The sequence below is a fragment of the Thiomonas sp. FB-Cd genome (genome assembly GCF_000733775.1).
In the GTDB taxonomy this organism is placed as follows: Bacteria; Pseudomonadota; Gammaproteobacteria; order Burkholderiales; family Burkholderiaceae_C; genus Thiomonas_A.
This window is the reverse complement of record NZ_JPOE01000005.1, coordinates 689,561-711,870: the sequence shown is the minus strand read 5'-3', so window position 1 is coordinate 711,870 and position 22,310 is coordinate 689,561. Positions and strand designations below refer to the sequence as shown.

Genomic DNA, 22,310 nt, shown 5'->3' with positions numbered 1-22,310 from the left:
AGTCAGGGTTGCGCGCGTGTCTTCGGCGCGGCATGACGGCTTGCGCCGTACGCCTGCGGGTCGAGCCTGCGCATTTCGGCCTCAATCCAGGCTTCCACTTCGGCCATGAGGTTAGCCGGGGTGCGGCCGACCGGGCTGATCGGCAGGCCAATGGATACGTCGATGACGCCCGGGCGCTTGATGAAGGCCTGGCGCGGCCAGCACTTTCCTGAGGTGATGGCGATTGGCACCACGGGTGTGCCGGTGACGACGGCCAGCTTGCTGCCACCTGCCTTGTACTTCCCCTGATGGCCGCGTGCTGTACGCGTGCCTTCGGGAAACATGATGATCCAGTTTCCGCGCGCCAGCAGGTCAGCCCCCTGCTGCTCGACGCGGCCAAATGCCTCGGTGCGCTTGTTGCGGTCGATGTGCACCATGTCCAGCCGTCCGAGGGCCCAGCCGAAAAAGGGCACGTAGAGCAGTTCCCGCTTGAAGACAAAGCTCAGCGGGTGCGGCATCATCACCGGCAGCGCCAGCGTTTCCCACGCTGACTGGTGCTTGACCAGCAAGATAACGGGACCATCGGGCAGGTTTTCCATGCCTTGCACGCGCGAGCGGATGCCGCAAATGGCGCGCGATCCCCATAAGGCCATGCGTACCCAGCCGACGCAGAAGCGGTAAAGCGGCGTGCCGCGCACGAACAATGACAGAAGCACGGCCGCCGTGCCGTAGGGCACCACCGTGCCGATGAGCCATGCCATATAGGCCGCAGAACGCAGCCACAGGGCTGGCGTGAGCCGCTGCAGGCCCGCATCAGCGGGGGTTTGCCCGGAAGCGGGCTCGGGTGATTTCATGCGGTTCGGCTCATGGCATGACCTTGGCGGGTTGGGCAAGCAACCACTGCGCGAAGGCGGTGAGGTCGTCGTGCACGCGCGTGCCCTCGGGCAGGGTCTCAGCTGCCAGCGTACGCTCACCTTTGCCGCTGCGCACCAGATGCAGCGTGCAACCCAGAGGTTCAGCCGCCTGGAGGTCGCGCAGGGTGTCACCCACAGCGGGCACATCCCGCAGGTCAGCCAGTCCATAGCGCGCGGCGATGTCTTCGAACAGGCCGGGCTTGGGTTTGCGGCAGCTGCAATGGTCCTCGGGCGCATGCGGGCAGAAAAAAAGCGCATCGATACGCCCACCCACGGCGGCCAACGCCTTGACCATCTTGAGGTGGATGGCGTTTAACGTTGCCATGTCGAACAACCCGCGCCCGATCCCCGACTGGTTGCTCGCGATGGCCACACGCCAGCCTTCCCGATGCAGCCGCGCGATGGCTTCCAGACTGCCTGGGATCGGGACCCATTCGTCCGGGGACTTGATGTAATCGTCGCGATCTTCGTTGATCACGCCGTCGCGGTCGAGGATGACGAGTTTCATGCTTGCATTGTCTCGCAACGAGTCAGGACGCCAAGCGTGCGATGTCGGCCACGTGGTTCATCGCGCCGCGCAGTTGCATCAAAAGGGCGATGCGATTGTTGCGCGTGGTTTCATCCTCGACGTTGACCATCACATGTTCGAAAAACGCATCAATCGGCGCTTTCAGACCTGCCAGAATCAGCAGGGCCTGCTTGTAGTCGCCACGCCGATAGGCCGCCTCAGCCTTGGGGCCGATATCGTCGAGGGCATTGGCCAGAGCAATCTCGGCTGGTTCGGACATATGTTGCCGCCTCGCCTCGAGGCTTTCGACGTTGGATGCCTTTTTGAGAATGTTGGCGACGCGCTTGTTCGCAGAGGCGAGCTCGGAAGCTTCGGGAAGGGACCAGAACGCGCGAACGGCTTCGATGCGCGTCTGAATGTCGAGCAACCGAGGAACGCGAAGCGAGAACACGGAATCGATCTCCTGCGTCGTGCAGCCGCGGTCCTTCAGGGCCTGCGCATAACGTTCGTAGACAAAGTCGACGATGTCCGATGTCACATCGGCGTAGCCCGGCATGCCCTGAAACGTTTGCACCGCCACAGACACGAGTGCCGGCAGCGCCAAGTCAGAAAAGCCCGTTCCGCCCTCGGTCAACATGCGAATGACCCCCAGAGCATGCCGCCGCAGTGCGAACGGATCCTTGTCTCCGCTGGGTTTCTCGCCGATTCCGAACAGTCCGGCCAGGGTCTCCAGCTTGTCGGCAAGCGCCACGCACAGCCCCACCTCACTGCGTGGCAAGTCATCGCCGGCGAATCGCGGTTTGTAATGATCTTCGATGGCCTGAGCCACAAGCGGCGGCTCGTTGTCATGCAAGGCGTAATAGCGGCCCATGATGCCTTGCAGCTCGGGGAATTCGCCCACCATGTCCGTGAGAAGGTCCGCTTTGGCGAGGAACGCCGCCCGGTCGGCGAGCGCACTGCGCTCAGCGGGCCAACGCAGCAGGTTTGCGATGCCCCGGACGATGGCCCTCACACGTTCCACCCGCTGGCCCTGTGAGCCGAGCTTGGCGTGGTACACCACCGTGCCAAGCGCTTGCGCCCGGTCGGCCAGACGCTTCTTCCGATCCTGGTCGTAGAAGAACTTGGCGTCGGCCAGGCGTGGGCGAACGACACGCTCGTTGCCCTGAATCACAGCGCTCGCATCGGCTGGACTGATGTTGCTGACGACGAGGAACCGGTGTGTCAGTTTTCCACTCCCGTCCAGCAATGGAAAGTACTTCTGGTTCGCCTTCATTGTGAGAATCAGGCATTCCTGCGGCACTTCGAGAAACTCGCGTTCAAACTGGCAAACCACGACGTTGGGGCGCTCAACCAGGGCCGTGACTTCGTCAAGCAGCGCAGCGTCCTCGATGGGGCGAAGCCCGTCGCCGGCGGATTGCGCGCAAACGCGGAGCTGGCGCGCAATCTCATCGCGGCGTTCGGCGAAACTGGCGATCACGGCGCCTTGCTCGCGCAACTGTGTGGCGTAGCTTTCGGCATCGGCCAGCACGATCGGATCGACGGTCGCCTCAAAGCGATGGCCGTGCGTTTCCCGGCCCGCATGCAAACCCAAGGCCTGGACCGGCACCACCTGCGTGCCGTACAGCGCCACGAGCCCGTGGGCTGGTCGGACGAATTTCACGGTCGTCCAGCCGTCGGCCAGTTGGTAGCCCATCATCTTGGGGATGGGAAGCTTCGCGATGGCCTCAAGCAGTGCCTTTTGCAGACCCTCGGCCAGTGCCACGCCCGGTGTCGAGATTTCGATGAACAACGTCTCGGCCTTGCCAGTGCCTTCGCGCTGAACACGCGTCACCGCATCATCGGCAAGACCCAGGGCGGCAAGCTTTTTCAGCAAAGCTGCAGTCGGCTTGCCGACACTGTCCAGGCCCACCGACGCTGGCATGAGCTTTTGCGTCAGAATCTTGCCCGGCGCTTTGGGCAGGACGCGGTGCACGAGTGCGGCGAGGCGGCGTGGGCTGCTGTAAGGTGTCGCTTCGGCATCGATTTCGGCCAAGCCTTGCGCCTGGAGACTGTCGGTGAGGGTGCGGCAAAAGGACGTGCCGAGCGCTGACAGGGCTTTGGGCGGGAGTTCTTCGACAAAAAGCTCGACGAGTAGGTTGGGGAGGGTCATGGAGTCAATGTGGAAAGCCCAAGCCGTGGGCGTTAGCGTTCAAAGCGTTGTCGCGCCAGGGGAATTCGATCACGAATGCGCAGCGCCATGCACGGGCGGCGGCGTCCAGGGCCCGCACGGCGGGTGGGCTGGTGAAGTCCGGCGCGGCACTGGCCATCACCGGAGCCCGTCGTCGCGAATGCAGCAGGCCGTTGCATTGCGGAGCTCTGTTTGCCTTTCGTGAGCGTGCGCACCCGGCACATTTAAGCCGCCTTGCCAAGTCATGATCGCCGTGACTTGGGACACGCCCCGATGCAGACCCATGCAGCCCGCGGCCCGACGGTGCGCGGCGGCGAAACCTTCCCATAGGGTGCTTTGCAGTTTCATGCCGTGCATGCAGATGTGGGTACGCGGGGCGCAAGACCAGCGCCTCACGCGGCCTTTTTCTGGGCCAGAGCGCTCACGGTTTCTTCCGCCCAGTTGCGCGGCGCCAGCGGAAAACCCAGCCGAGCGCGGCTGCCCAAATACTCCTGCGCCACCCCGCGCGCGAGGTGGCGGATCCGGCCGATGTACGCCGCGCGTTCAGTCACCGAAATGGATCCGCGTGCGTCAAGAAGATTGAAGGTATGGGCGCATTTGAGCACCTGCTCATAGGCGGGCAGCGCCAGTTGCTGGCCCATCAGGTGCTGGGCTTGCCTCTCGTGCGCAGTGAACGCCTGGAGCAAGAAGGCCACATCGCTTTGCTCGAAGTTGTACGTGCTTTGCTCCACCTCGTTTTGGTGAAACACGTCGCCATAGCGCAGCACCTGGTTGTCGCCCGCGACCGTGGTCTCCGTCCATACCAGGTCATACACGCTTTGCACTCCCTGGAGGTACATGGCCAGGCGCTCCAGGCCATACGTAATTTCGCCTGTGATCGGCTTGCAGTCGATGCCGCCAACTTGCTGGAAGTAGGTGAATTGCGTGACCTCCATCCCGTTCAGCCACACTTCCCAGCCGAGGCCCCAGGCGCCGAGCGTGGGGTTCTCCCAATCGTCCTCGACGAAGCGGACATCGTTGACCTTCAAATCAAACCCCAGTGCCTGCAGACTGCCGAGATACAGGTCGAGGATGTTGCTTGGCGCCGGCTTGAGCACGACCTGGAACTGGTAGTAGTGCTGGAGGCGATTGGGGTTGTCGCCATAACGACCGTCCTTTGGCCTTCGGCTGGGCTGCACATAGGCAGCACTCCAGGGCTCGGGGCCGATGGCGCGCAGAAACGTCGCCGTATGGCTGGTTCCCGCGCCGACTTCCATGTCGTATGGTTGCAGCAATGCACAGCCCTGGTTTGCCCAGTACGTCTGCAGCGTGAGGATGATGTGTTGGAAGGTGGGCATGGATGGCGCCTGGAAAAACCCGAATTGTAGAAAGCCACGGCCCCCGGCCCAGGAGCATCGGTCTGATCCGCAGCACGCAACGCGCCGGGGATCACCGCGCCCGGGTTCGGGCCAATGCAATCGCCACGCCGAGAGCCAGCAGGCATACGAGCACGATGGGCGCGTAGCCGAATTGCGACGCAGCCCAGGCGAATGGCGTAAGACCCGCGTACGCCTGTACATGGCCTGTGAGAACACCCACAGTGAACGGGGGCAGCATTGCCTGCACGCGGCCGTTTGCGGCGATGATGGCCGTTGCTCCCGTGTTGGTCGCGCGGATGGTCGGCAGCTGAAACTCCAGCGAGCGCATACGGGCGATCTCCAGATGCTGCGGGATCACAATGGTGTCGCCGAACCACGCAAGATTCGTCAGGTTGGCGATGACGTTCGGCGCGTGCGCAGGGTTGCGAAAGCGCTGTGCCAACTGCTCACCAAACAGATCCTCGTAGCAGATTGTGGGCGCCACCCTGGCGCCGTCAACCGCGAAGGACGGCTGGTGGAACGTGCCGCGCGCAAAATCGCCAAGGGGAATGTGCATCAGGCGAACGAACCAGTGAAACCCATAGGGGATGAATTCGCCGAAGGGCACGAGATGCGCCTTGTCGTAGCGGTACGGGGCCGCGGCGCCAATGCCGAGCACGCTGTTGGTGTATTGATTGGCCCCGCGCGTCAGTGGAATGCCGAGCAAGGCCTGGGCGTGATGCGACCTAAGGGCGGTGGCAATCGTGTGAAGATAGCTCGGTGGCAAATCTTCAGGAAGAACGGGCACCCCGGTCTCGGGGGTGACGATGAGGTCAGCGCGCAAAGTGGTGAGCCAGTTGCCATAGAGGCTCAGGGTCGGGGCCAGACGCTCGGGGCGGAATTTCTCGCCTTGTGGCACGTCGCCTTGCAAAAGTGCCACGGTGAACTGGGGTCCCGTGGGATGGGTCCAGCGCACGTTTGCGAGCTGTTGCCCGGCCACGGCCAGAATGATCAGCAGGCCTGCTGCCAGCGCCGCTCCGCGCAGGCTCACCTGGGTGAGCGCAGCCAAAAGTGCGGCGGTTAGCGCAGCAGCAAAATCAACCCCGTACATGCCGAGTATCGGCGCATACCCGGCTAACGGATTGCCCACTTGGGCGTAGCCCAGCGCCAGCCAGGGGAATCCGGTGAATACGGTGCCTCGCAGGACTTCGGCCAAGGTCCACGCTCCGGCGAACGCCAGCGCGGCGCCCACGCCGCGCGCCGCATGCCAAGGGCGTGACGTTGCGGGTGGCGCAAGCGCAGCAGCCAGTGCGCCGGCGAGCAGCGGGTAGAGGGCCAGATACGCCGAAAACAGCACCACGGCGGACGCGGCCAACGGCGCCGCCATGCCTCCGTACACGGCCATGCTGATGTACAGCCACCATAATCCGCCGGCGAACCAGCCCAGCCCGAACAGCAGGCCCATCAAGGCACCGCGCTTGGCACGGGCGCGCATGGAGCTCTGCGGCGTGCGCCATAGCAGTGCCGCGAAAATGGCCACAATCACGACAGAAAAGGAGCCGTACTGGGGACGGCCAAAGGTCTGCGCCAAGGCGGCACCAAGGAGCAGCGGCAGCAGGAGGGTGGCGACGCGTCGCAGGGGCAACTTACGCATCGGCGGTGGGGGGTTTTGGCTTGCGCGTCTTTTTGCTCGCCTGCGGGTCGCCACGCGGCTCACACGTCGCGGCGATGATTGCCGAGCCCGACGCAAGGCCGCACTGGGCATTGCCCCTCTTTATGCGGGTGCGGCCCGTGGCCGCGGCCACGCCCGTCGGCTCATCGGCTGTGGCATAGGGATCTGGGAAGCCGAGGAGGGCAAGCGCTTTGCGCTCAGCCCCTTCCATGCGGTCGGCGTCAGTTGGGCGCTCATGATCCCAACCCAGGGCATGGAGCACGCCATGCACCACCAGATGGGCGTAGTGCGCCTGCAACGTCTTGCCCTGCGCGGCTGCTTCGCGCGCCACCACGTCGGCGCACAGAATTACGTCGGCGGCAGGAGGCCAGTGCTGGTAGTCAAAGGTGAGTACGTTGGTCGCGTAATCCTTGTGCCGGTAGGTGCGGTTCAACTCACGGCCTTCGTCTGCATCCACGAAGCGCAGCGTGATCTGCGCCGATGCGGGCAAGGCGCCTGCGCTTTCGCGCAGCGTGGCATCATCAGGCCCGCACCCAAGGGCCGCGCGTACCCAGCGCCGCAGCATCGGGCGGGGTAGCAGGGGGCGGTGCACAGGGGTTGCAAATTGCACCGAAAGTTGCAATGGGAGGGCTGTGGCGCGCATGGCGAGCGGTTACTCCGGTGCGCTGCGGCGCGCCGCAGACCTGCGCTTTGGAGGTGTTGTTGCCGCGCTCACCTGCGCAGGTTTGGCCTCTGCCTTTTCGTACGCTTCAACGATGCGCGCCACCAGTGGGTGGCGCACCACGTCCACCGTGGTAAATCGCGTGATGGCTACGCCACGCACGCCGTCAAGGATGCGCTCCGCCTGTGTAAGACCGCTTTGTGCGCCGCGCGGCAGGTCGACCTGGCTCAGATCGCCGGTGATGACTGCCCGCGAGCCGAATCCGATGCGGGTCAGGAACATCTTCATCTGCTCGGGCGTCGTGTTCTGCGCCTCATCAAGGATGATGAAGGCATTGTTCAGCGTTCTTCCGCGCATGAAAGCCAGCGGGGCGATCTCGATGGTGCCGCGCTCAAACAGCTTTTGCGTGCTTTCGAAACCGAGCAGGTCATAGAGCGCGTCGTACAGCGGTCGCAGATAGGGGTCGATCTTCTGCGCCAGGTCCCCTGGCAGGAAGCCCAGGCGCTCACCCGCTTCCACGGCAGGGCGGGTGAGCACCAGCCGCTCGACAGCGTTGCGCTCCAGCGCATCGACGGCGCAGGCCACGGCGAGAAAGGTCTTGCCCGTGCCGGCAGGCCCCAGACCCAGGCTCAGGTCATGGCCGAGGATGTTGCGGATGTATTCAGCCTGATGGGCCGTGCGGCCGTGCAAACCGGCCCGGCGGGTGTGCAACACCGGCTCGTTGGCTGCGGGTTGAAGACTCGGCTCCTGGCCCTGGGCAGCCTGGGTCAGTTCGAGTTGGATGTCATCCAGGCTCAGGGTTTGATCAGCACGCAGCCACAGAGCCTGCAGCAATGCAAGCGCGGAGCGCGCACGCGCGCCTTCGAGCGTGAAATTCTGGGCACGGCGACGAATGGCGATATCGAAGGCAATCTCGATCTGCCGCAGGTTTTCGTCCAGCGGCCCGCAGAGATGGGCGAGGCGCACATTGTCTGCAGGCGAGAAATCGTGTTTGAGAATCAAAGACTGTCCGCATAAAAGGGGGCTGACGCCGGGCTGGCCGCCACATCCGTGATTGTGCGTCATGCGGCTCAATCGCGATGCACGGGGCGGTGGCCCCGGCTGACCCCTACAATGCGGGTTGACAAATTCAGCCCGCGATACGTCTGAAAGCGGTTTGTGCCCCAGGCCCTTCTTCAACCTCATGACACACGCCCCGCGCTGCACCCTCATCGTCGAACACAGCGCCGAGTCTCGCACGGCGATGGCCCGCCTGCTGAGCCAAGTCTTGCCTGAGCTCCCTGTGTGTGAGGCCAGCACTCGTGCGCAAGCCGAGAAGCTGATTCGGACGCGCACGGTCGAGTTGGCGCTGATCGACTTCGGGCTTCCGGACGGCAGCGGGCTTGACGTGCTGCGCACACTGCATCTTGCGCAGCCGCAGGCGCGCGCAGTGGTTGTCACCATGTTTGACGACGACGCCCACTTGTTCCCTGCGTTGCAAGCCGGCGCTTTTGGCTACGTGTTGAAAGACCGGCCTGAAATCGAGCTGGTGGCGCAGCTGCGGCGCATCCAGGAGGGGGAGCCGCCGCTGAGTTCTACAGTGGCTCGCCGCATGCTGCAGCATTTTGCCGCCATCCGCGGCCAGGCAACAGCGCCCGGTGCGCAGGCCTCCGGCGATGTGAAGTGGGGGCGTCGCGTGACGGACGTGGGAGGCGCCCCACCTGCAGACACGCAAGACTTGGCCCGCTATCTAAGCCCACAGAGTCATGCACGCCCTGGCATGGTTGAGGAGCCCGAAGTGGTGCTCACCGATCGCGAAACCGAAGTGCTGCAACGGGTTGGAAAGGGCTACACGTTGCCGGAAATCGCGCAGCAGCTTGGACTTTCACGCCATACGGTGGCCGATTACGTCAAGCAGATTTACCGCAAGCTTGATATTTCCTCGCGAGCCGAGGCGGCGCTGGAAGCGGCGCGTCGCGGCCTGGTGCGCTGAATCACCTTCCCGTTCCGGCTTTTCCGTCGCCATAGGCATGCGCCCGTCGCAGTGTTATCTCAACGGCGCCTTTGTGCCGCTGGACGAAGCGCGGGTGTCCGTGTTGGACCGTGGATTCATTTTCGGCGACGGGGTCTACGAGGTGGTGCCCGCCTACGCGCGCCGGCCGTTTCGCCTGGACGCGCACCTTGCCCGTCTGGGGCGCTCCCTGGGCGCTGTCGGATTGGAAAATCCGCTGGATTGCAACCAATGGGCCGCGCTGCTGGAGCGACTGCTCGCCGACAACGATCCGGCTGATCAGTGCATTTACATACAGGTGACGCGCGGCGTGGCTCGGCGTGACCACGCCTTTCCTGCGAACACGGTGCCCACCGTGTTCGCCTACAGTTTTCCCTTCCCGCATGTCCAGGCGGGGCTGCGCGAAAAGGGTGCATCCGCCGTCACCCTGCCCGACATGCGCTGGCTGAGCGCGCACGTCAAAAGCATCTCGCTTCTGGGCAGTGTCTTGGCGCGCCAGGCATCCGCTGAGGTGGGCGCACAGGAAACCATTCTGATCCGCGACGGTTGGCTCACCGAGGCATCGTCTTCCAATGTCTGGGTCGTGCGACACGGCCAACTTCTGAGTCCGCCGATGGATCACCTCAAGCTTGAGGGCATCCGCGTGGCGCTCATGGATGAGCTCGCTGCATCAAGCGGCGTGGCGGTGCGTCGCCGGCCAGTGGCGGAGTGGGAGCTGCGTTGCGCCGACGAGATCCTCCTCACGTCAGCGACGAAAGAGGTGCTGGCCGTGACCCTGCTTGACGACCGACCGGTGGGCGCGGGGTTGCCCGGGCCGGTGTATGCCGCGCTGTACGCCGCCTATCAGTCAGCCAAGCGGGCCGAACTGCACTCCTCTTAGGCAGGAACCTTGCCGCGGCGGCACACGCCGGGGGATGCGAACGCTGCGGTGCGCCAAGTCGCCATCTGGGGGACAATTCGAACATTCTCTCTTGCGCATGCTCCGGACTCTCGTTCGAGCCTGCCCATTGCCATCATGTCCAAGCTCAAGTCCGCCTCCCTGCCTGCATCCGCTCAGGATGGCGACAGTTTGATCCATTACCCGTGCGACTTTCCCATCAAGGTGATGGGGCGCAACGCCGATGGTTTCGCCGACGCGGTGGCCGCGGTGGTGCTGAAGCATGCACCCGATTTCGACCCCTCGAGCATGGAATTGCGACCCTCGAGCGGGCGCAATTATCTCAGCTGTACATGCACGATCCGGGCCACGAGTCGCGTCCAACTCGATGCGCTGTACATGGCGCTGACATCGCACCCCATGGTCGCCGTCGTGTTGTAGTTCGCTCCGGTCATTCGGGCCGCCAAGCGCGCCTATCGCTTTCGCTTCTACCCGACGCCCGAGCAAGTTGACGCACTGGCTCGAACCTTCGGGTGCGCACGCTTCGCTTACAACCACATGCTGCGCCTGCGCAGCGACGCCTGGATGCAGCGCCAGGACGCGTGGGCTACCACGAAACCTCCGCCGCGCTGACCATGCTCAAGAAGACGCCCGAGCATGCGTGGCTGAACGAAGTCAGCAGCGTGCCCGTGCAGCAGGCGCTGCGGCACCTGAACACCGCGTTCTCGAACTTCTTCGCCAAGCGAGCCCAGTACCCGTCCTTCAAGCGCAAGGACGGGCCGCAGGCGGCCGAGTACACCACCAGCGCATTCCGGTGGGACGCGGGCCGGCGCGAGTTGCGTCTGGCGAAGATGGACGCGCCGCTGGACATCCGCTGGTCGCGCACCTTGCCCCAGGCGGCCAAGCTCACGACCGTGACCATCTCGCGCGACACTGCGGGGCGGTACTTCGCCGCGCTGCTGTGCGACGACGTGGTCACGTCCAGGAAGGCTGCATCCGGCCAGGTCGGCATCGACCTGGGGCTCACCCACTTCGCGGTCCTCTCCAGTGGCGAGAAGGTCGCATCCCCCAAGGCCTTTCGCCGCTGCGAAGCGCGACTGGCCGTGCGCCAGCGCCGGCTGGCGCGAGCCAAGCTCGGCTCGAAGAACCGGGCGAAGTTGAAGTTGAAAGTTGCTGCGCTGCATGCGCATATCACGGACGCGCGCAGGGACTTCCTGCACAAGCTCTCGACCCGACTGATCAGCGAAAACCCAGTGATCGCCGTCGAGACGCTGTCCGTATCGAACATGCAGCGCAACCACTGCTTGGCGAAGTCGATCAGCGATGCAGGCTGGTCAGAGTTCGTCAGGCAGCTTGAGTACAAGGCGCAGTGGAATGGGCGCACGCTGATTGGCATTGACCGCTGGTACCCGAGCAGCAAGACCTGCTCGGCCTGCGGCCATGTGCAAGGCAGGATGCCGCTCAGCGTGCGCGAATGGACGTGCCCGGAGTGCGGCACGCGCCACGATCGCGACGTGAACGCAGCGCGCAATGTATTGGCCGCAGGACTTGCGGTAGCAGCCCATGGAGAGACTGTCAGTCCCGTGTTGCTGTAAAGCGGCATGGGCAGGGCTCTGTGAAGTGGGAATCTTCGGCCTTCAGGCCGGGGAGCAGTCAAGGCGGCTAACATTCGCGTAGCCCGCTAGATGGGCCCGATCCGTGCGCCAATGACCGCCACCACCATTTCACGAGACCGCACCTCCGCTTGGACGATTCTTCAGGTGTTCCTTCGATTGGGACTGTCGTCTTTTGGCGGGCCGATCGCGCATTTGGGATATTTTCGACAGGAGTTTGTCACGCGCCGACGCTGGTTGAGCGAGCATGCTTACGCCGATTTGGTGGCGGTGTGTCAGTTCCTGCCGGGCCCGTCCAGTAGCCAGGTGGGTATCGGTATCGGGCTGTTGCGCGCCGGCCTGCCGGGCGGTCTCGCCGCGTGGCTGGGCTTCACGCTGCCTTCGGCGCTGCTGATGTGGGGATTCGCGTTTGTGTTGCATGACCCGGACATGAGCGTGCCGCTGGGGATTGGGCATGGCCTCAAACTGGTGGCGGTGGCCGTGGTGGCGCAGGCCGTGTGGGGCATGGCGAAGAGCTTTTGCACAGATTCGCTGCGCATAGGCATCGCCATGGTTTTCGCCCTTTGGGTTTTGCTGGAGCCTGGGGCTTGGGTCCAGCTCGGCGGGATCATCATCGCCGGCGTGATGGGCTTGGTTCTGCTTCGCGGCGCTCCAATTGCCGGCGCCCGGGGTGGTGACGAGGATGCAGTGCACAGCACGCTTGGCCATCGCATGGCGCTTGCAGCGCTCGGCGGGTTTTTCGCCTTGCTCGTGGGCTTGCCGGCACTGGCGCAGGCCCTGGACAGTCCGGTGTTGCGAGTGGCCGCCGCCTTCGACCGCGTGTCTTCGCTTGTGTTCGGTGGCGGGCATGTCGTTTTGCCCCTGTTGCAAACGGCGATCGTGCGGCCCGGATGGGTCTCGCAGGCCCATTTCCTTGCGGGCTACGGTGCCGCGCAAGCGCTGCCCGGACCCTTGTTCAGTTTCGCCGCATTTCTCGGTGCGGTCATGCAGCGCCCGCCGCAAGGCTGGGTCGGCGCCACGGTGGCGCTGGTTGCAATATTTTTGCCCGCATTCTTGCTGGTGGTCGCGGTGCTGCCCTATTGGCAGCGTCTGCGCCACAGCACGTACGCGCGCGGCGCGTTGGCCGGGCTAAACGCTGCGGTGGTCGGCCTGCTTCTGGCGGCGCTCTACGATCCGGTTTGGGTCAATGCAGTATTGACGCGGCAGGACTTTGCGCTGGCGCTAGGGCTATTCGCTGCCCTGGCGTTCTGGAAGACTCCTCCTTGGATGGTGGTGCTTGCCGGCGCATTCGCTGGCTGGATCGTTTACGGATGATGTAAAAACTGCCAATCTGCGCAACCGGTCGGGCGACAAATCGCCTGAAAACCGACGTTTTCTGGCCATCTCGCCCTCACCATGTCTGCTCACGCCACCAACACGCCCCACGACCCAGCCGCCATCGCGGCACTGCGCGCGCAGCTTGCGCAGACCATCGTTGGCCAACAGGCGCTGCTCGACCGCTTGGTCATCGCGCTCCTGACGGGTGGGCATCTGCTTGTGGAGGGGTTGCCGGGGCTGGCGAAGACCACGGCTGTGAAGGCGCTTGCCGAGGCGGTTCACGCGGGATTCCAGCGTGTCCAGTTCACCCCCGACCTGCTGCCTGGCGACCTGACAGGGACCGACGTGTATTTGCCCGGGGAGGGTGCAATGCGCTTCGTTCCGGGGCCGCTGTTCCACGACATTGTGCTGGCGGACGAAATCAACCGGGCGCCAGCCAAGGTGCAGTCGGCGCTGCTGGAGGCGATGCAGGAGCGGCAGGTCACCGTGGGCGGCGTCACGCGGGCTTTGCCCGCACTTTTCTTGGTGATGGCGACCCAAAATCCGCTCGAGCAGTCAGGCACCTATCCGCTGCCCGAAGCCCAACTCGATCGGTTCTTGCTGCACGTGGTGTTGGACTATCCGCAAGCTGACGAAGAGCTGCGAATTCTGGACATGTCCATGGCGCGCGACCTAGCGCCCACCGCGAACGCGGTGGCTCCGCCGACAGTGGTGTCCGCGGCTGCTGTACTGGATGCACGGCATGCCGTGCGCCGGGTGCATCTGGCCCCGATCCTGCGCCACTACATCGTCGAACTGGTCCGTGCGACGCGCACCCCGGGCGCCCATGTGCCGCGACTGCAGGGGATGGTCGAGGCTGGCGCCTCTCCGCGCGCCGTTTTGGCCCTGGCCCACGCCGCGCAGGCGCTGGCCTACTTGCGCGGCCGCGATTTTGTACTGCCCGACGACATTCAAGAGCTTGCGCCCGATGTGTTGCGCCATCGCATCGTGCTTGCGCTCGAGGCCGATTTGCAGGGCCTCAGCACCGACGATCTGGTCGCCGCGCTCCTGCAAGCGATCCCGGTACCCTAGCCTGATCCTCGGTCATGCACGGCAGGCCGCTTAATCTGCGCAAAGCGCTGGGCACCCTGCGGGACATCTTGGGACAGCCCTCGGTGCCTGCGTCGGGCCCCCTCACGCTGCTCAGCGCCCAGGACTGGGTCGAGCTCGCCGCCTTGCTAGGCAAGGGCCCGAAAGTGGCGCCACCGAGTCTGGCGACCCGGCGGCGTAACCCGGGCGAGGGAGGGTCGGTGTTTACCGGGCGCGGGATGGACTACGTCGAAAGCCGAGCCTACCAAGCGGGCGACGACCTGCGCAGCATGCACTGGACATTGATGGCCCGTACCGGCAAGCCCCATGTGAAGCTGCACCACGAGGAGCACGCCGGCGCCTGGCACGGGTTGATCGACTTGCGCGGGAGCATGGCCTTCGGCACGCGCGTGCGAACCAAGGCACAGCAAGCCGCGCGTGCGGTACAGCTGGCCGCAGGCATGCAGGCCAAGCAGTCGGCGCAGACGGCGATTACCTGCAGTCTTTGGAAGGATGATGGGCTGCACGTGCGAGGCTTTGGCCGCGGCGTGCCAGCGGTGCGGCGGCTGGCAAACTGGTTGATGGTTGAGACGCTGCTGGCGACCCCTGCACCTTTTGCACGAGCTGCGCCACGGCAATCCCAGATGCAGTTCGCCGCGTGGGCGAAGCGCTTGGGCAGCAGCAACCCTCGGCCCACACGGATCGTCATGGCGGGTGACTGGTCCTGGTTCGACGCATCCGCTGCCTCATCCTTGTGGAGCTTGGGCGTGGCGGCCGAAGTGCTGGTGCTGTTCATCCGCGACCCGGCAGAAATCACGCTTGACTCGATGGGGCAGGCGTGGTTCGAGGACCTGGCCACTGGAGCGGTTGGTTGGCTGCAAACGGATGAGCGGCTGCGAGGGCACTATGCGCAGGCTGCGCAGCAATCTGCCGCCGCTCGCTTGCATCAGCTTGAGGCCGCCGGGGCGCGGCTGGTTGAATTGCACACCACTGACGACGGTGCATCCATGCTGCACGCCCTCGGTGCCGCGCTGGGCGCGAGGGTCGCCGCAGGCGGCCGCACGACGGCGGCACGGAGATCAGGCAGGGAGGGTGAAGCGCCCAAAGAGGCATGGCCTTCACGCCCGCACGCAGCCGAAATTGGGGCGTCCCGGCGGCATTCATGATCGATCGTCTATCCGCGCTGGCGGACATCGTGCCACCACGTCCATTCCCGCCGCCGGCCGCGGCGTCGTGGTGGCAGGGGCCATGGGGCGTGCTTCTTGTCACGGCAATGCTTGTGGCGGCAGTCGCCGCCACTTGGGTTATCGGGCGAGCGCGCAAGCCGCTGCGTGGCCTGCGCGCCTTGCGGCGCATCCGGGCGCAGGCAATGGTTTGTGCGAATGCTGCCGATGCATCTCGTCTAGCCAGTGCCGCCCTGGCCTGCAGCGCGGCAGCTGGCGTACCGTCGGCTGTCCTTCCTGCGGTTGTGCGCGCCATGGCCGACACCCTGCGTTTCGACCCTGGCGCCGACCCTGGCGCCTTGCCCGAACTGCTGCATGCGTTGCGTACGGCACTTCGCTGGCAGATCTGGCGGGGGATGGTGGGTGCGCGCGCTGCGTCCGGGGGCACGCACCTCCGCCAAAGAACGAGGCTGGGCGATGATCCGCGCATGGTCCATGCCCTGGCAGGATTTGCAGCACGCGATCGCAAGCAATCTGCACTGGGATCGCCCGCTGGCGTTCGCGCTCCTGCCCGCCGTCGCCCTCCTGGGCTGGTTGCTTCTGCGGCGAGGCGGGGTGCCTGAGCGAGCGCGGCCTCGCATCGCGTTGTTGCATCCCGATCTGCACGGCCTGTTGCGGGCGGTGCCGGCGCACGCCCGGCATTCCTCGATGCGCCGCCTGCTTCCAGCGCTTGCTTTGGCCTGCTGGGTGCTGGCACTGGCCGAGCCACAGCGCCTCGGCGCTTGGGTGCAGCCGCCGCGGCAGGGTCGAGACGTCGTCGTGCTGCTGGATACATCCTTGACCATGAGCATCACTGACCTGCGCTGGAACGGCAAGCCGGCTGAGCGGCTGGCGGTGGTCAAGCGGGTATTCGAGCGTTTCGTGCACGCGCGGGAGGGTGATCGTTTCGGCATTATTGCTTTCGGTAGCCATGCAGCCACGCTGCTTCCGCCAACCTTCGACCGCCAACTCGCCGGCGCCATGCTCGAGCGTGCGCGCATCGGGATGCTGGGCGATGACACCGCATTGGGGGATGCCATTGGCCTTGCGCTGCGTCAGGTGCGGGCGCAGGGTCGGCTCAAGCCCGTGCTCATCGTGTATTCCGACAACGGCGTGAGCAACACAGGGCAGATCAGTCCGGCGCAGGCAGCGGCTTTGGCGCATGCCTTGGGCATTCGTATCTTCACCGTGCAGGTGGGCGACACGCCGGCAAGCGGCAAGCCGTATACCGTGCCTGCCTACCTTGGGCCGCAGCCCGACTTGCGCGCCATTGCGCAGCTCACGGGTGGCCAGTATTTTTACGCCGCTGATGGTGGTGCGCAAAAGGCGGCCATCGAGGCCATTGGCCGTCTTGCTCCCACTCTCCAGCCGCCGGCGCAGCACAGGCGCACACAAGAACTCTACGCATGGCCGCTGGGTCTCGGTATCGTCTTGTGGCTGCTGGCGCAATGGCAGCGCTCGCCGCGAAGCCCGCGCCGCGCAAGGAGCGCCGCACGTGCGCAGCGCCTCAGCGCTCGGGAGTCATCGCGATGAGCGTGTGGCCCGCTGATCTGCAATGGGCACGTCCGTGGGCATGGTGGTTGCTCGCGGCGCCACTGTTGCTCGCCCTTTGGCGCGCCTCGGCCTGGGGCGCTGCGCAGCGTGATGCGCTGCAATACGCCGATCTCCACTTGCTCCCGAGCGCCACGCGAGCGCAGTCGACCCGGGCGGCGGGTTGGCGTCTCGGTGCCGAGGCCTTGCTGTGGGTGTTGCTCCTGGCCAGCCTCGCCGGTCCGCGCCAGCCGCAGGCTGTCAGCGCGTCGGGCCAGCCCCGGGTGCGCCACGCGGTCAACGTGATGGTGGTGCTCGACGTTGCGCACGCCACGCACGCATCCGGCATGACCGACACGCAGCGTGCGCGCGTCGCCCTTGAGGACCTGATCCCGAAGCTGCACGGCGAGCGCCTCGGCTTGACCGTTTTCGGCGCTGGCGCTGGCCTATTGCTGCCCTGCACCGACGACATGGGTGTTTTTGCGCATTTTCTGCAGCGGGCGCGGTCTGACCTGTTGCAGCAGCCCCGCAGCGCTGGCTTGCCTGGGGCGCTAGCGCTGGCGCGGCACGAACTGCTGTCCACGCCGGGCCGATCGCGGACGTTGCTGCTCGTTACCGAGCCGGATCCCGCCGGGTCTACCGCAGCGCTGGCCGATGCCCTGCATGAGCAGGCCCGGCAACTGCGCAACGATCGGATTCCCGTATTCGTGCTGCTTCTGAAGCGGCGGTCGGGTCTGGCCGACGCGGGGTTCCTGCGGCACGACGGCGAAGGGGTATTGACTTTGGCGGCCAGCACTGGCGGTGGCGTGGGCTGGCTGGGCGCCGATCCCTGGCAGGAACTCTACGCACGCGGCATCGAGCGGCTACCTTCGAACGGTGCGCCCGCGGCAAGCGTGGTGGTGTGGCGCGAGCTCTACGGCGTGCCGCTCTTGGGCGCCATGGTCGTGCTCCTGCTGGTACTGCTGGTGCGGACCAAGCCTGCCGTGCGTCGCCAGCCGATGGCTGTGGCTGCCGTTGCCGCGCTCCTGGTTCTGGCGCTTTCGGGTCTGAGCGCAAGCCCAGGCACAGCGTGGGCTCATGGCTCCAACGCCCAGGCGTGGCAGGCCTGGCAGGCTTGGCGCCTGGGGCAATACGCAAGGGCTTGGCGAATCTACGCGCAGCTCCCGGGCTTCGACGCGCGCATGGGTGAAGGCGATAGCGCCTATCGTCTTCGAGCCTATCCGCAGGCACGCGCCGCGTTTCGTCGCGCCATGCTCGATGCACCAACCGACGCCGAGCGCGCGCAAGCGCTATTCAACCTGGGTAACACGGCCTTTCACCTCGAAGGCGGGTTGCGCGAGGCCGTTGATGCCTATGCAGCAAGCTTGGCTCTGGTTCCGGGCAACCCGTCAGCGGTGCGCAATTTGCATTTGGCCCAGGCTCAGTGGGCGGCGGAGCACCCCGAGGCGGCGCTGGTCGGTATCCGCAAGCGCGGGCCGGCATCGCACCAAGCCGTTTTCGGGCCGGGGAACGATCTTTCGCCTTCCCAAATGGCTCACAAGGCGCCACGAGGGGCGCGATCCGTGCAATCCGAGCAGATCTTGCCGCGCGGCGGCAATCTGGAGCGACAAGCGGCGGGCGAATCGGGCAATGCGGCATTTCCCGAGCTGGGCCCGGCAGATGAGGCGGCCGCCCGGCGCAAGGTGGAGTTGCTGCGCGACCGTGACGCCCAGCTCATCGCGGATCTGCTGGCGCGCGACAACAAGCAGGCGCTGTTGGCGGTGGAGACCCGGCCATGAGAATTGTCAACGGCTTGGTTGCGGCGGCAGTCGCCGTCTTGGCAGGTGCGCTTGGTGGCGAGGCTGCGGCCGGGAGTTTGGTGTGCAGGGTCGAGCCCCCGAAACTCGGGCTTGGGCAGCCGCTCCATTGGGACATTCGCGGCGTGGGTCTTTCCCAGGGGTTGCCGGCCCTGCGTCAGGATGATTTCGGCAGGGACTGGTTGCTGCATGCGCAAAGCAGCTCGCAATCTCGAGACGGCAAAGGGCGCCAGGCCGAGTCGTTGCGCATCACGCTTTACCCGATGCGCTCCGGTGCCTTGCGTCTGCCGCCCATTGCCGTGGGTGATCTTCGGTGTCCGGGCCAAGGTGTCGCAGTTGCGCTTCATCCGCCAGGTGAGGAGGGCTTGTTCATCCGGACCCGCATTGAGCCACCGCAGCCCATGGTGGGGCAACCCGTACGAATCGAGCTTGACGTCGGCGGTCCGGGCGGAATGACTTGGAGCCCCGTCATCATGAGCGCAGCCAACGCGACGGTGCGGGAGATCTCGACGCTTGATGCGAGCGCGCTCGTCGACGGCGCCGCGATTGCGGTCCAGAGACACACATGGGCTGTATTGCCCTTGACGGCAGGCCGTCTCGAGGTGCGTTTCGAACACCTGAGGGGCACCCGGTTCGGGCAGTTGATGATTTATCCGGGGCCCAATCTTGTCGTTCCAGTGCGTCGCATGCCTGCTTACTGGCCCGCCACCCTTGCGGTGGGGCCGGCGCGCTGGCGAGTGTTTGCGCCGCCCAGGGATTTGCAAGTCGGTCAAACGGGTGTGCTGCGCGCGCGATTGCACATTCCTGCCATTGGCAGGCAAGCCCTTGAGGGGTTTTTCGCATCGATTCCTGTCGCCCGAGGTCTCAAGATGTATGCGCCCCGCGTGCAGATGATCGAGGATGGAGGCCCTGCACTGGATCAGACTTGGCAAGTGGATTGGCCATTCCGCGCTGTCGCAGGCGGAACCATTGCCTATCCACGCCTGCGCATGCCGTATCTCGACCCCGAGCTTCAGGCGCCGCGCTTGGCCACGGCGTCCTGGGGTGCTCTGCGCGTTAGCGATCCGCGGTTGATGCGCATGGTGATCGGCATCGCCGGTAGTGCGCTGCTGCTTGGCGCATTGTTTGGCCTCCGCAGCGCCCTTGTCCGCTGGCGCCTGGCGCAAGCACGGCGCCAATGGATGAGCCTGGCACTCCAGGGTCATCCGCAGGGCATGGCAGACGCCTGGGCTCAAGCGCGAGCCGCCAATCCAGCACGCCTTGCGGGCACCACCCTCCGGGCCTGGCTTTCCGAGCGCGCGCGTTGCGGGCTGCCCGTCGACCCCAGGCACCGGGACCTGGTGAGCCAGCTTGAGCACCGACGCTACGGGCCGCGCACACACGATGGGTGAGGTTGTGGTCCGCACAACTTCGGGTGGGCCGATCATGCGGGAGCGCACCCGTGCGGGATTCGATGAGGTGTTGTTGACAAGACCCAGACCATCACGCATAATTTCTGTCTTCGCTTCTTTTTCGTCGCACTCGTTCAGGAGTGCGACTGAAGCGAGGCGGATTCAAGCACGATTCGGACCCGGTTGAGCGAAATTTAAACCTGACGCTTGACACCTGTTTTAGTCTGTGCAAGAATCTCTTTCTTCGCTGCAAATGCAGCAGCTGCCGGAAGCGCCTGAGGGTGCGGAGGGCAGGATCCTTAACAAGAAGCAGCCGATAAGTGTGGGCGTTTGACTGTCTTGCAAAAGAGATAGTTGAATGCTCATGAAGAAGTACGGAGAAATCCGTGATTTCGATTGAGTAGCCTTCAAGGCAAAACCGAGATTGAACTGTAGAGTTTGATCCTGGCTCAGATTGAACGCTAGCGGCATGCCTTACACATGCAAGTCGAACGGCAGCACGGGGGCAACCCTGGTGGCGAGTGGCGAACGGGTGAGTAATGCATCGGAACGTGCCCAACGATGGGGGATAACTGCGCGAAAGCGTTGCTAATACCGCATACGACCTACGGGTGAAAGCAGGGGACCGCAAGGCCTTGCGTCGATGGAGCGGCCGATGTCGGATTAGCTAGTTGGTGAGGTAAAGGCTCACCAAGGCGACGATCCGTAGCTGGTCTGAGAGGACGACCAGCCACACTGGGACTGAGACACGGCCCAGACTCCTACGGGAGGCAGCAGTGGGGAATCTTGGACAATGGGGGCAACCCTGATCCAGCAATGCCGCGTGTGGGAAGAAGGCCTTCGGGTTGTAAACCACTTTTGGCAGGGAAGAAATGGCCTGTGTGAATACCACGGGTTGATGACGGTACCTGCAGAATAAGCACCGGCTAACTACGTGCCAGCAGCCGCGGTAATACGTAGGGTGCGAGCGTTAATCGGAATTACTGGGCGTAAAGCGTGCGCAGGCGGTTGGGAAAGATAGGTGTGAAATCCCTGGGCTTAACCTAGGAATTGCATTTATGACTGCCCGACTGGAGTACGGTAGAGGGGAGTGGAATTCCGCGTGTAGCAGTGAAATGCGTAGATATGCGGAGGAACACCGATGGCGAAGGCAGCTCCCTGGACCTGTACTGACGCTCATGCACGAAAGCGTGGGGAGCAAACAGGATTAGATACCCTGGTAGTCCACGCCCTAAACGATGTCGACTGGTTGTTGGACGGGAAACTGTTCAGTAACGAAGCTAACGCGTGAAGTCGACCGCCTGGGGAGTACGGCCGCAAGGTTAAAACTCAAAGGAATTGACGGGGACCCGCACAAGCGGTGGATGATGTGGTTTAATTCGATGCAACGCGAAAAACCTTACCTACCCTTGACATGTCTGGAATCCTGAAGAGATTTGGGAGTGCTCGAAAGAGAGCCAGAACACAGGTGCTGCATGGCTGTCGTCAGCTCGTGTCGTGAGATGTTGGGTTAAGTCCCGCAACGAGCGCAACCCTTGTCATTAGTTGCTACGAAAGGGCACTCTAATGAGACTGCCGGTGACAAACCGGAGGAAGGTGGGGATGACGTCAAGTCATCATGGCCCTTATGGGTAGGGCTACACACGTCATACAATGGACGGTACAGAGGGCAGCCAACCCGCGAGGGGGAGCCAATCCCAGAAAACCGTTCGTAGTCCGGATTGCAGTCTGCAACTCGACTGCATGAAGTCGGAATCGCTAGTAATCGCGGATCAGCTTGCCGCGGTGAATACGTTCCCGGGTCTTGTACACACCGCCCGTCACACCATGGGAGTGGGGTTTACCAGAAGTAGTTAGCCTAACCGCAAGGGGGCGATTACCACGGTAGGCTTCATGACTGGGGTGAAGTCGTAACAAGGTAGCCGTATCGGAAGGTGCGGCTGGATCACCTCCTTTCTGGAAACGCTTGATGGTCAAGCGCTCACGCTTATCGGCTGGCAGCCTGCAACGCAAGTTGCAGACGTTGGTGGCTAGATTGCAGTCCTCATGGGGGTCTGTAGCTCAGTTGGTTAGAGCACCGTCTTGATAAGGCGGGGGTCGTTGGTTCGAGCCCAACCAGACCCACCAGCCTGGCGCGAAGGCGTCAAGGGGGCGTGGCAGGATCTGGGGGTGTAGCTCAGCTGGGAGAGCACCTGCTTTGCAAGCAGGGGGTCATCGGTTCGATCCCGTTCACCTCCACCACAGACGATCAAGACACGGGGGAAGCTGGATCAAACGCCAGGGTACGC

17 protein-coding genes, 2 tRNA genes, 1 rRNA gene and 1 pseudogene are annotated in these 22,310 nt (G+C 64.3%); 14 read left to right on the top strand and 7 right to left on the bottom strand.

What is annotated here, in order from left to right:
- Window positions 1-2: 2 nt before the first annotated feature.
- The 7 genes and pseudogenes from CD04_RS0117110 to CD04_RS0117070 form a co-directional block, all read right to left on the bottom strand.
- Window positions 3-740, bottom strand: a complete 738-nt coding sequence (locus CD04_RS0117110; protein ID WP_031408968.1) for a 1-acyl-sn-glycerol-3-phosphate acyltransferase — start codon at window positions 738-740, stop codon at window positions 3-5.
- Window positions 741-843: 103 nt separating this feature from the next.
- On the bottom strand, window positions 844-1,401 hold the full coding sequence (gene gmhB, locus CD04_RS0117105) for a D-glycero-beta-D-manno-heptose 1,7-bisphosphate 7-phosphatase (RefSeq protein ID WP_031408966.1): 558 nt from the start codon (window positions 1,399-1,401) through the stop codon (window positions 844-846).
- Window positions 1,402-1,423: 22 nt separating this feature from the next.
- The gene (gene glyS / locus CD04_RS0117100; protein ID WP_031408964.1) at window positions 1,424-3,550 is read right to left on the bottom strand and encodes a glycine--tRNA ligase subunit beta; all 2,127 of its coding nucleotides are present in this window, start codon (window positions 3,548-3,550) and stop codon (window positions 1,424-1,426) included.
- A gap of 410 nt (window positions 3,551-3,960) precedes the next feature.
- Entirely contained in the window at window positions 3,961-4,905 is a 945-nt protein-coding gene (gene glyQ / locus CD04_RS0117085; protein ID WP_031408960.1) for a glycine--tRNA ligase subunit alpha, read from the bottom strand.
- Between the two features lie 91 nt (window positions 4,906-4,996).
- Window positions 4,997-6,559 carry an apolipoprotein N-acyltransferase gene (lnt, locus tag CD04_RS0117080; protein ID WP_051849373.1) on the bottom strand — a complete coding sequence of 521 codons (1,563 nt, stop codon included), beginning with the start codon at window positions 6,557-6,559 and terminating at the stop codon, window positions 4,997-4,999.
- Between the two features lie 172 nt (window positions 6,560-6,731).
- Window positions 6,732-7,220: pseudogene (gene ybeY, locus CD04_RS0117075) on the bottom strand (rRNA maturation RNase YbeY); the annotation flags it as partial.
- A 9-nt stretch (window positions 7,221-7,229) separates the two neighbouring features.
- On the bottom strand, window positions 7,230-8,240 hold the full coding sequence (locus CD04_RS0117070; protein WP_031408954.1) for a PhoH family protein: 1,011 nt from the start codon (window positions 8,238-8,240) through the stop codon (window positions 7,230-7,232).
- 181 nt (window positions 8,241-8,421) lie between these two features.
- Here CD04_RS0117070 and CD04_RS0117065 point away from each other — a divergent pair, with 181 nt between their 5' ends.
- From CD04_RS0117065 to CD04_RS0116995, 14 genes are all read left to right on the top strand, one after another.
- Window positions 8,422-9,210, top strand: a complete 789-nt coding sequence (locus CD04_RS0117065) for a response regulator transcription factor (protein WP_031408952.1) — start codon at window positions 8,422-8,424, stop codon at window positions 9,208-9,210.
- A 37-nt stretch (window positions 9,211-9,247) separates the two neighbouring features.
- Window positions 9,248-10,108, top strand: coding sequence for a D-amino acid aminotransferase (locus tag CD04_RS0117060; RefSeq protein WP_031408950.1), 861 nt, complete (start codon window positions 9,248-9,250; stop codon window positions 10,106-10,108).
- Between the two features lie 135 nt (window positions 10,109-10,243).
- Window positions 10,244-10,546: a YbeD family protein gene (locus CD04_RS0117055; protein ID WP_051849372.1), complete on the top strand. Its 303-nt coding sequence runs from the start codon at window positions 10,244-10,246 to the stop codon at window positions 10,544-10,546.
- Between the two features lie 12 nt (window positions 10,547-10,558).
- Entirely contained in the window at window positions 10,559-10,738 is a 180-nt protein-coding gene (locus CD04_RS24870; RefSeq protein WP_369792865.1) for a helix-turn-helix domain-containing protein, read from the top strand.
- A 2-nt stretch (window positions 10,739-10,740) separates the two neighbouring features.
- Window positions 10,741-11,700 carry a transposase gene (locus CD04_RS22170; protein WP_231480722.1) on the top strand — a complete coding sequence of 320 codons (960 nt, stop codon included), beginning with the start codon at window positions 10,741-10,743 and terminating at the stop codon, window positions 11,698-11,700.
- Window positions 11,701-11,811: 111 nt separating this feature from the next.
- The gene (gene chrA / locus CD04_RS0117045) at window positions 11,812-13,032 is read left to right on the top strand and encodes a chromate efflux transporter (protein ID WP_031408946.1); all 1,221 of its coding nucleotides are present in this window, start codon (window positions 11,812-11,814) and stop codon (window positions 13,030-13,032) included.
- An 81-nt stretch (window positions 13,033-13,113) separates the two neighbouring features.
- Window positions 13,114-14,106: a MoxR family ATPase gene (locus CD04_RS0117040; protein WP_051849371.1), complete on the top strand. Its 993-nt coding sequence runs from the start codon at window positions 13,114-13,116 to the stop codon at window positions 14,104-14,106.
- A gap of 14 nt (window positions 14,107-14,120) precedes the next feature.
- The gene (locus tag CD04_RS22760) at window positions 14,121-15,269 is read left to right on the top strand and encodes a DUF58 domain-containing protein (protein WP_051849370.1); all 1,149 of its coding nucleotides are present in this window, start codon (window positions 14,121-14,123) and stop codon (window positions 15,267-15,269) included.
- Between the two features lie 492 nt (window positions 15,270-15,761).
- Window positions 15,762-16,838 (top strand): VWA domain-containing protein, encoded by a 1,077-nt coding sequence (locus CD04_RS22160; RefSeq protein ID WP_081858061.1) that lies wholly within the window; start codon window positions 15,762-15,764, stop codon window positions 16,836-16,838.
- The gene (locus CD04_RS0117020; RefSeq protein ID WP_156030319.1) at window positions 16,835-18,613 is read left to right on the top strand and encodes a hypothetical protein; all 1,779 of its coding nucleotides are present in this window, start codon (window positions 16,835-16,837) and stop codon (window positions 18,611-18,613) included. Before CD04_RS22160 ends, CD04_RS0117020 begins: the two co-directional genes overlap by 4 nt.
- Window positions 18,610-20,022, top strand: coding sequence for a hypothetical protein (locus tag CD04_RS0117015; protein WP_031408934.1), 1,413 nt, complete (start codon window positions 18,610-18,612; stop codon window positions 20,020-20,022). The genes CD04_RS0117020 and CD04_RS0117015 overlap by 4 nt, the downstream gene beginning before the upstream one ends.
- Window positions 20,023-20,448: 426 nt before the next feature.
- A 16S ribosomal RNA gene (locus CD04_RS22155) occupies window positions 20,449-21,978 on the top strand.
- 94 nt (window positions 21,979-22,072) lie between these two features.
- Window positions 22,073-22,149, top strand: a tRNA-Ile gene (locus tag CD04_RS0117000).
- Window positions 22,150-22,187: 38 nt separating this feature from the next.
- A tRNA-Ala gene (locus CD04_RS0116995) sits at window positions 22,188-22,263 on the top strand.
- Window positions 22,264-22,310 lie beyond the last annotated feature (47 nt).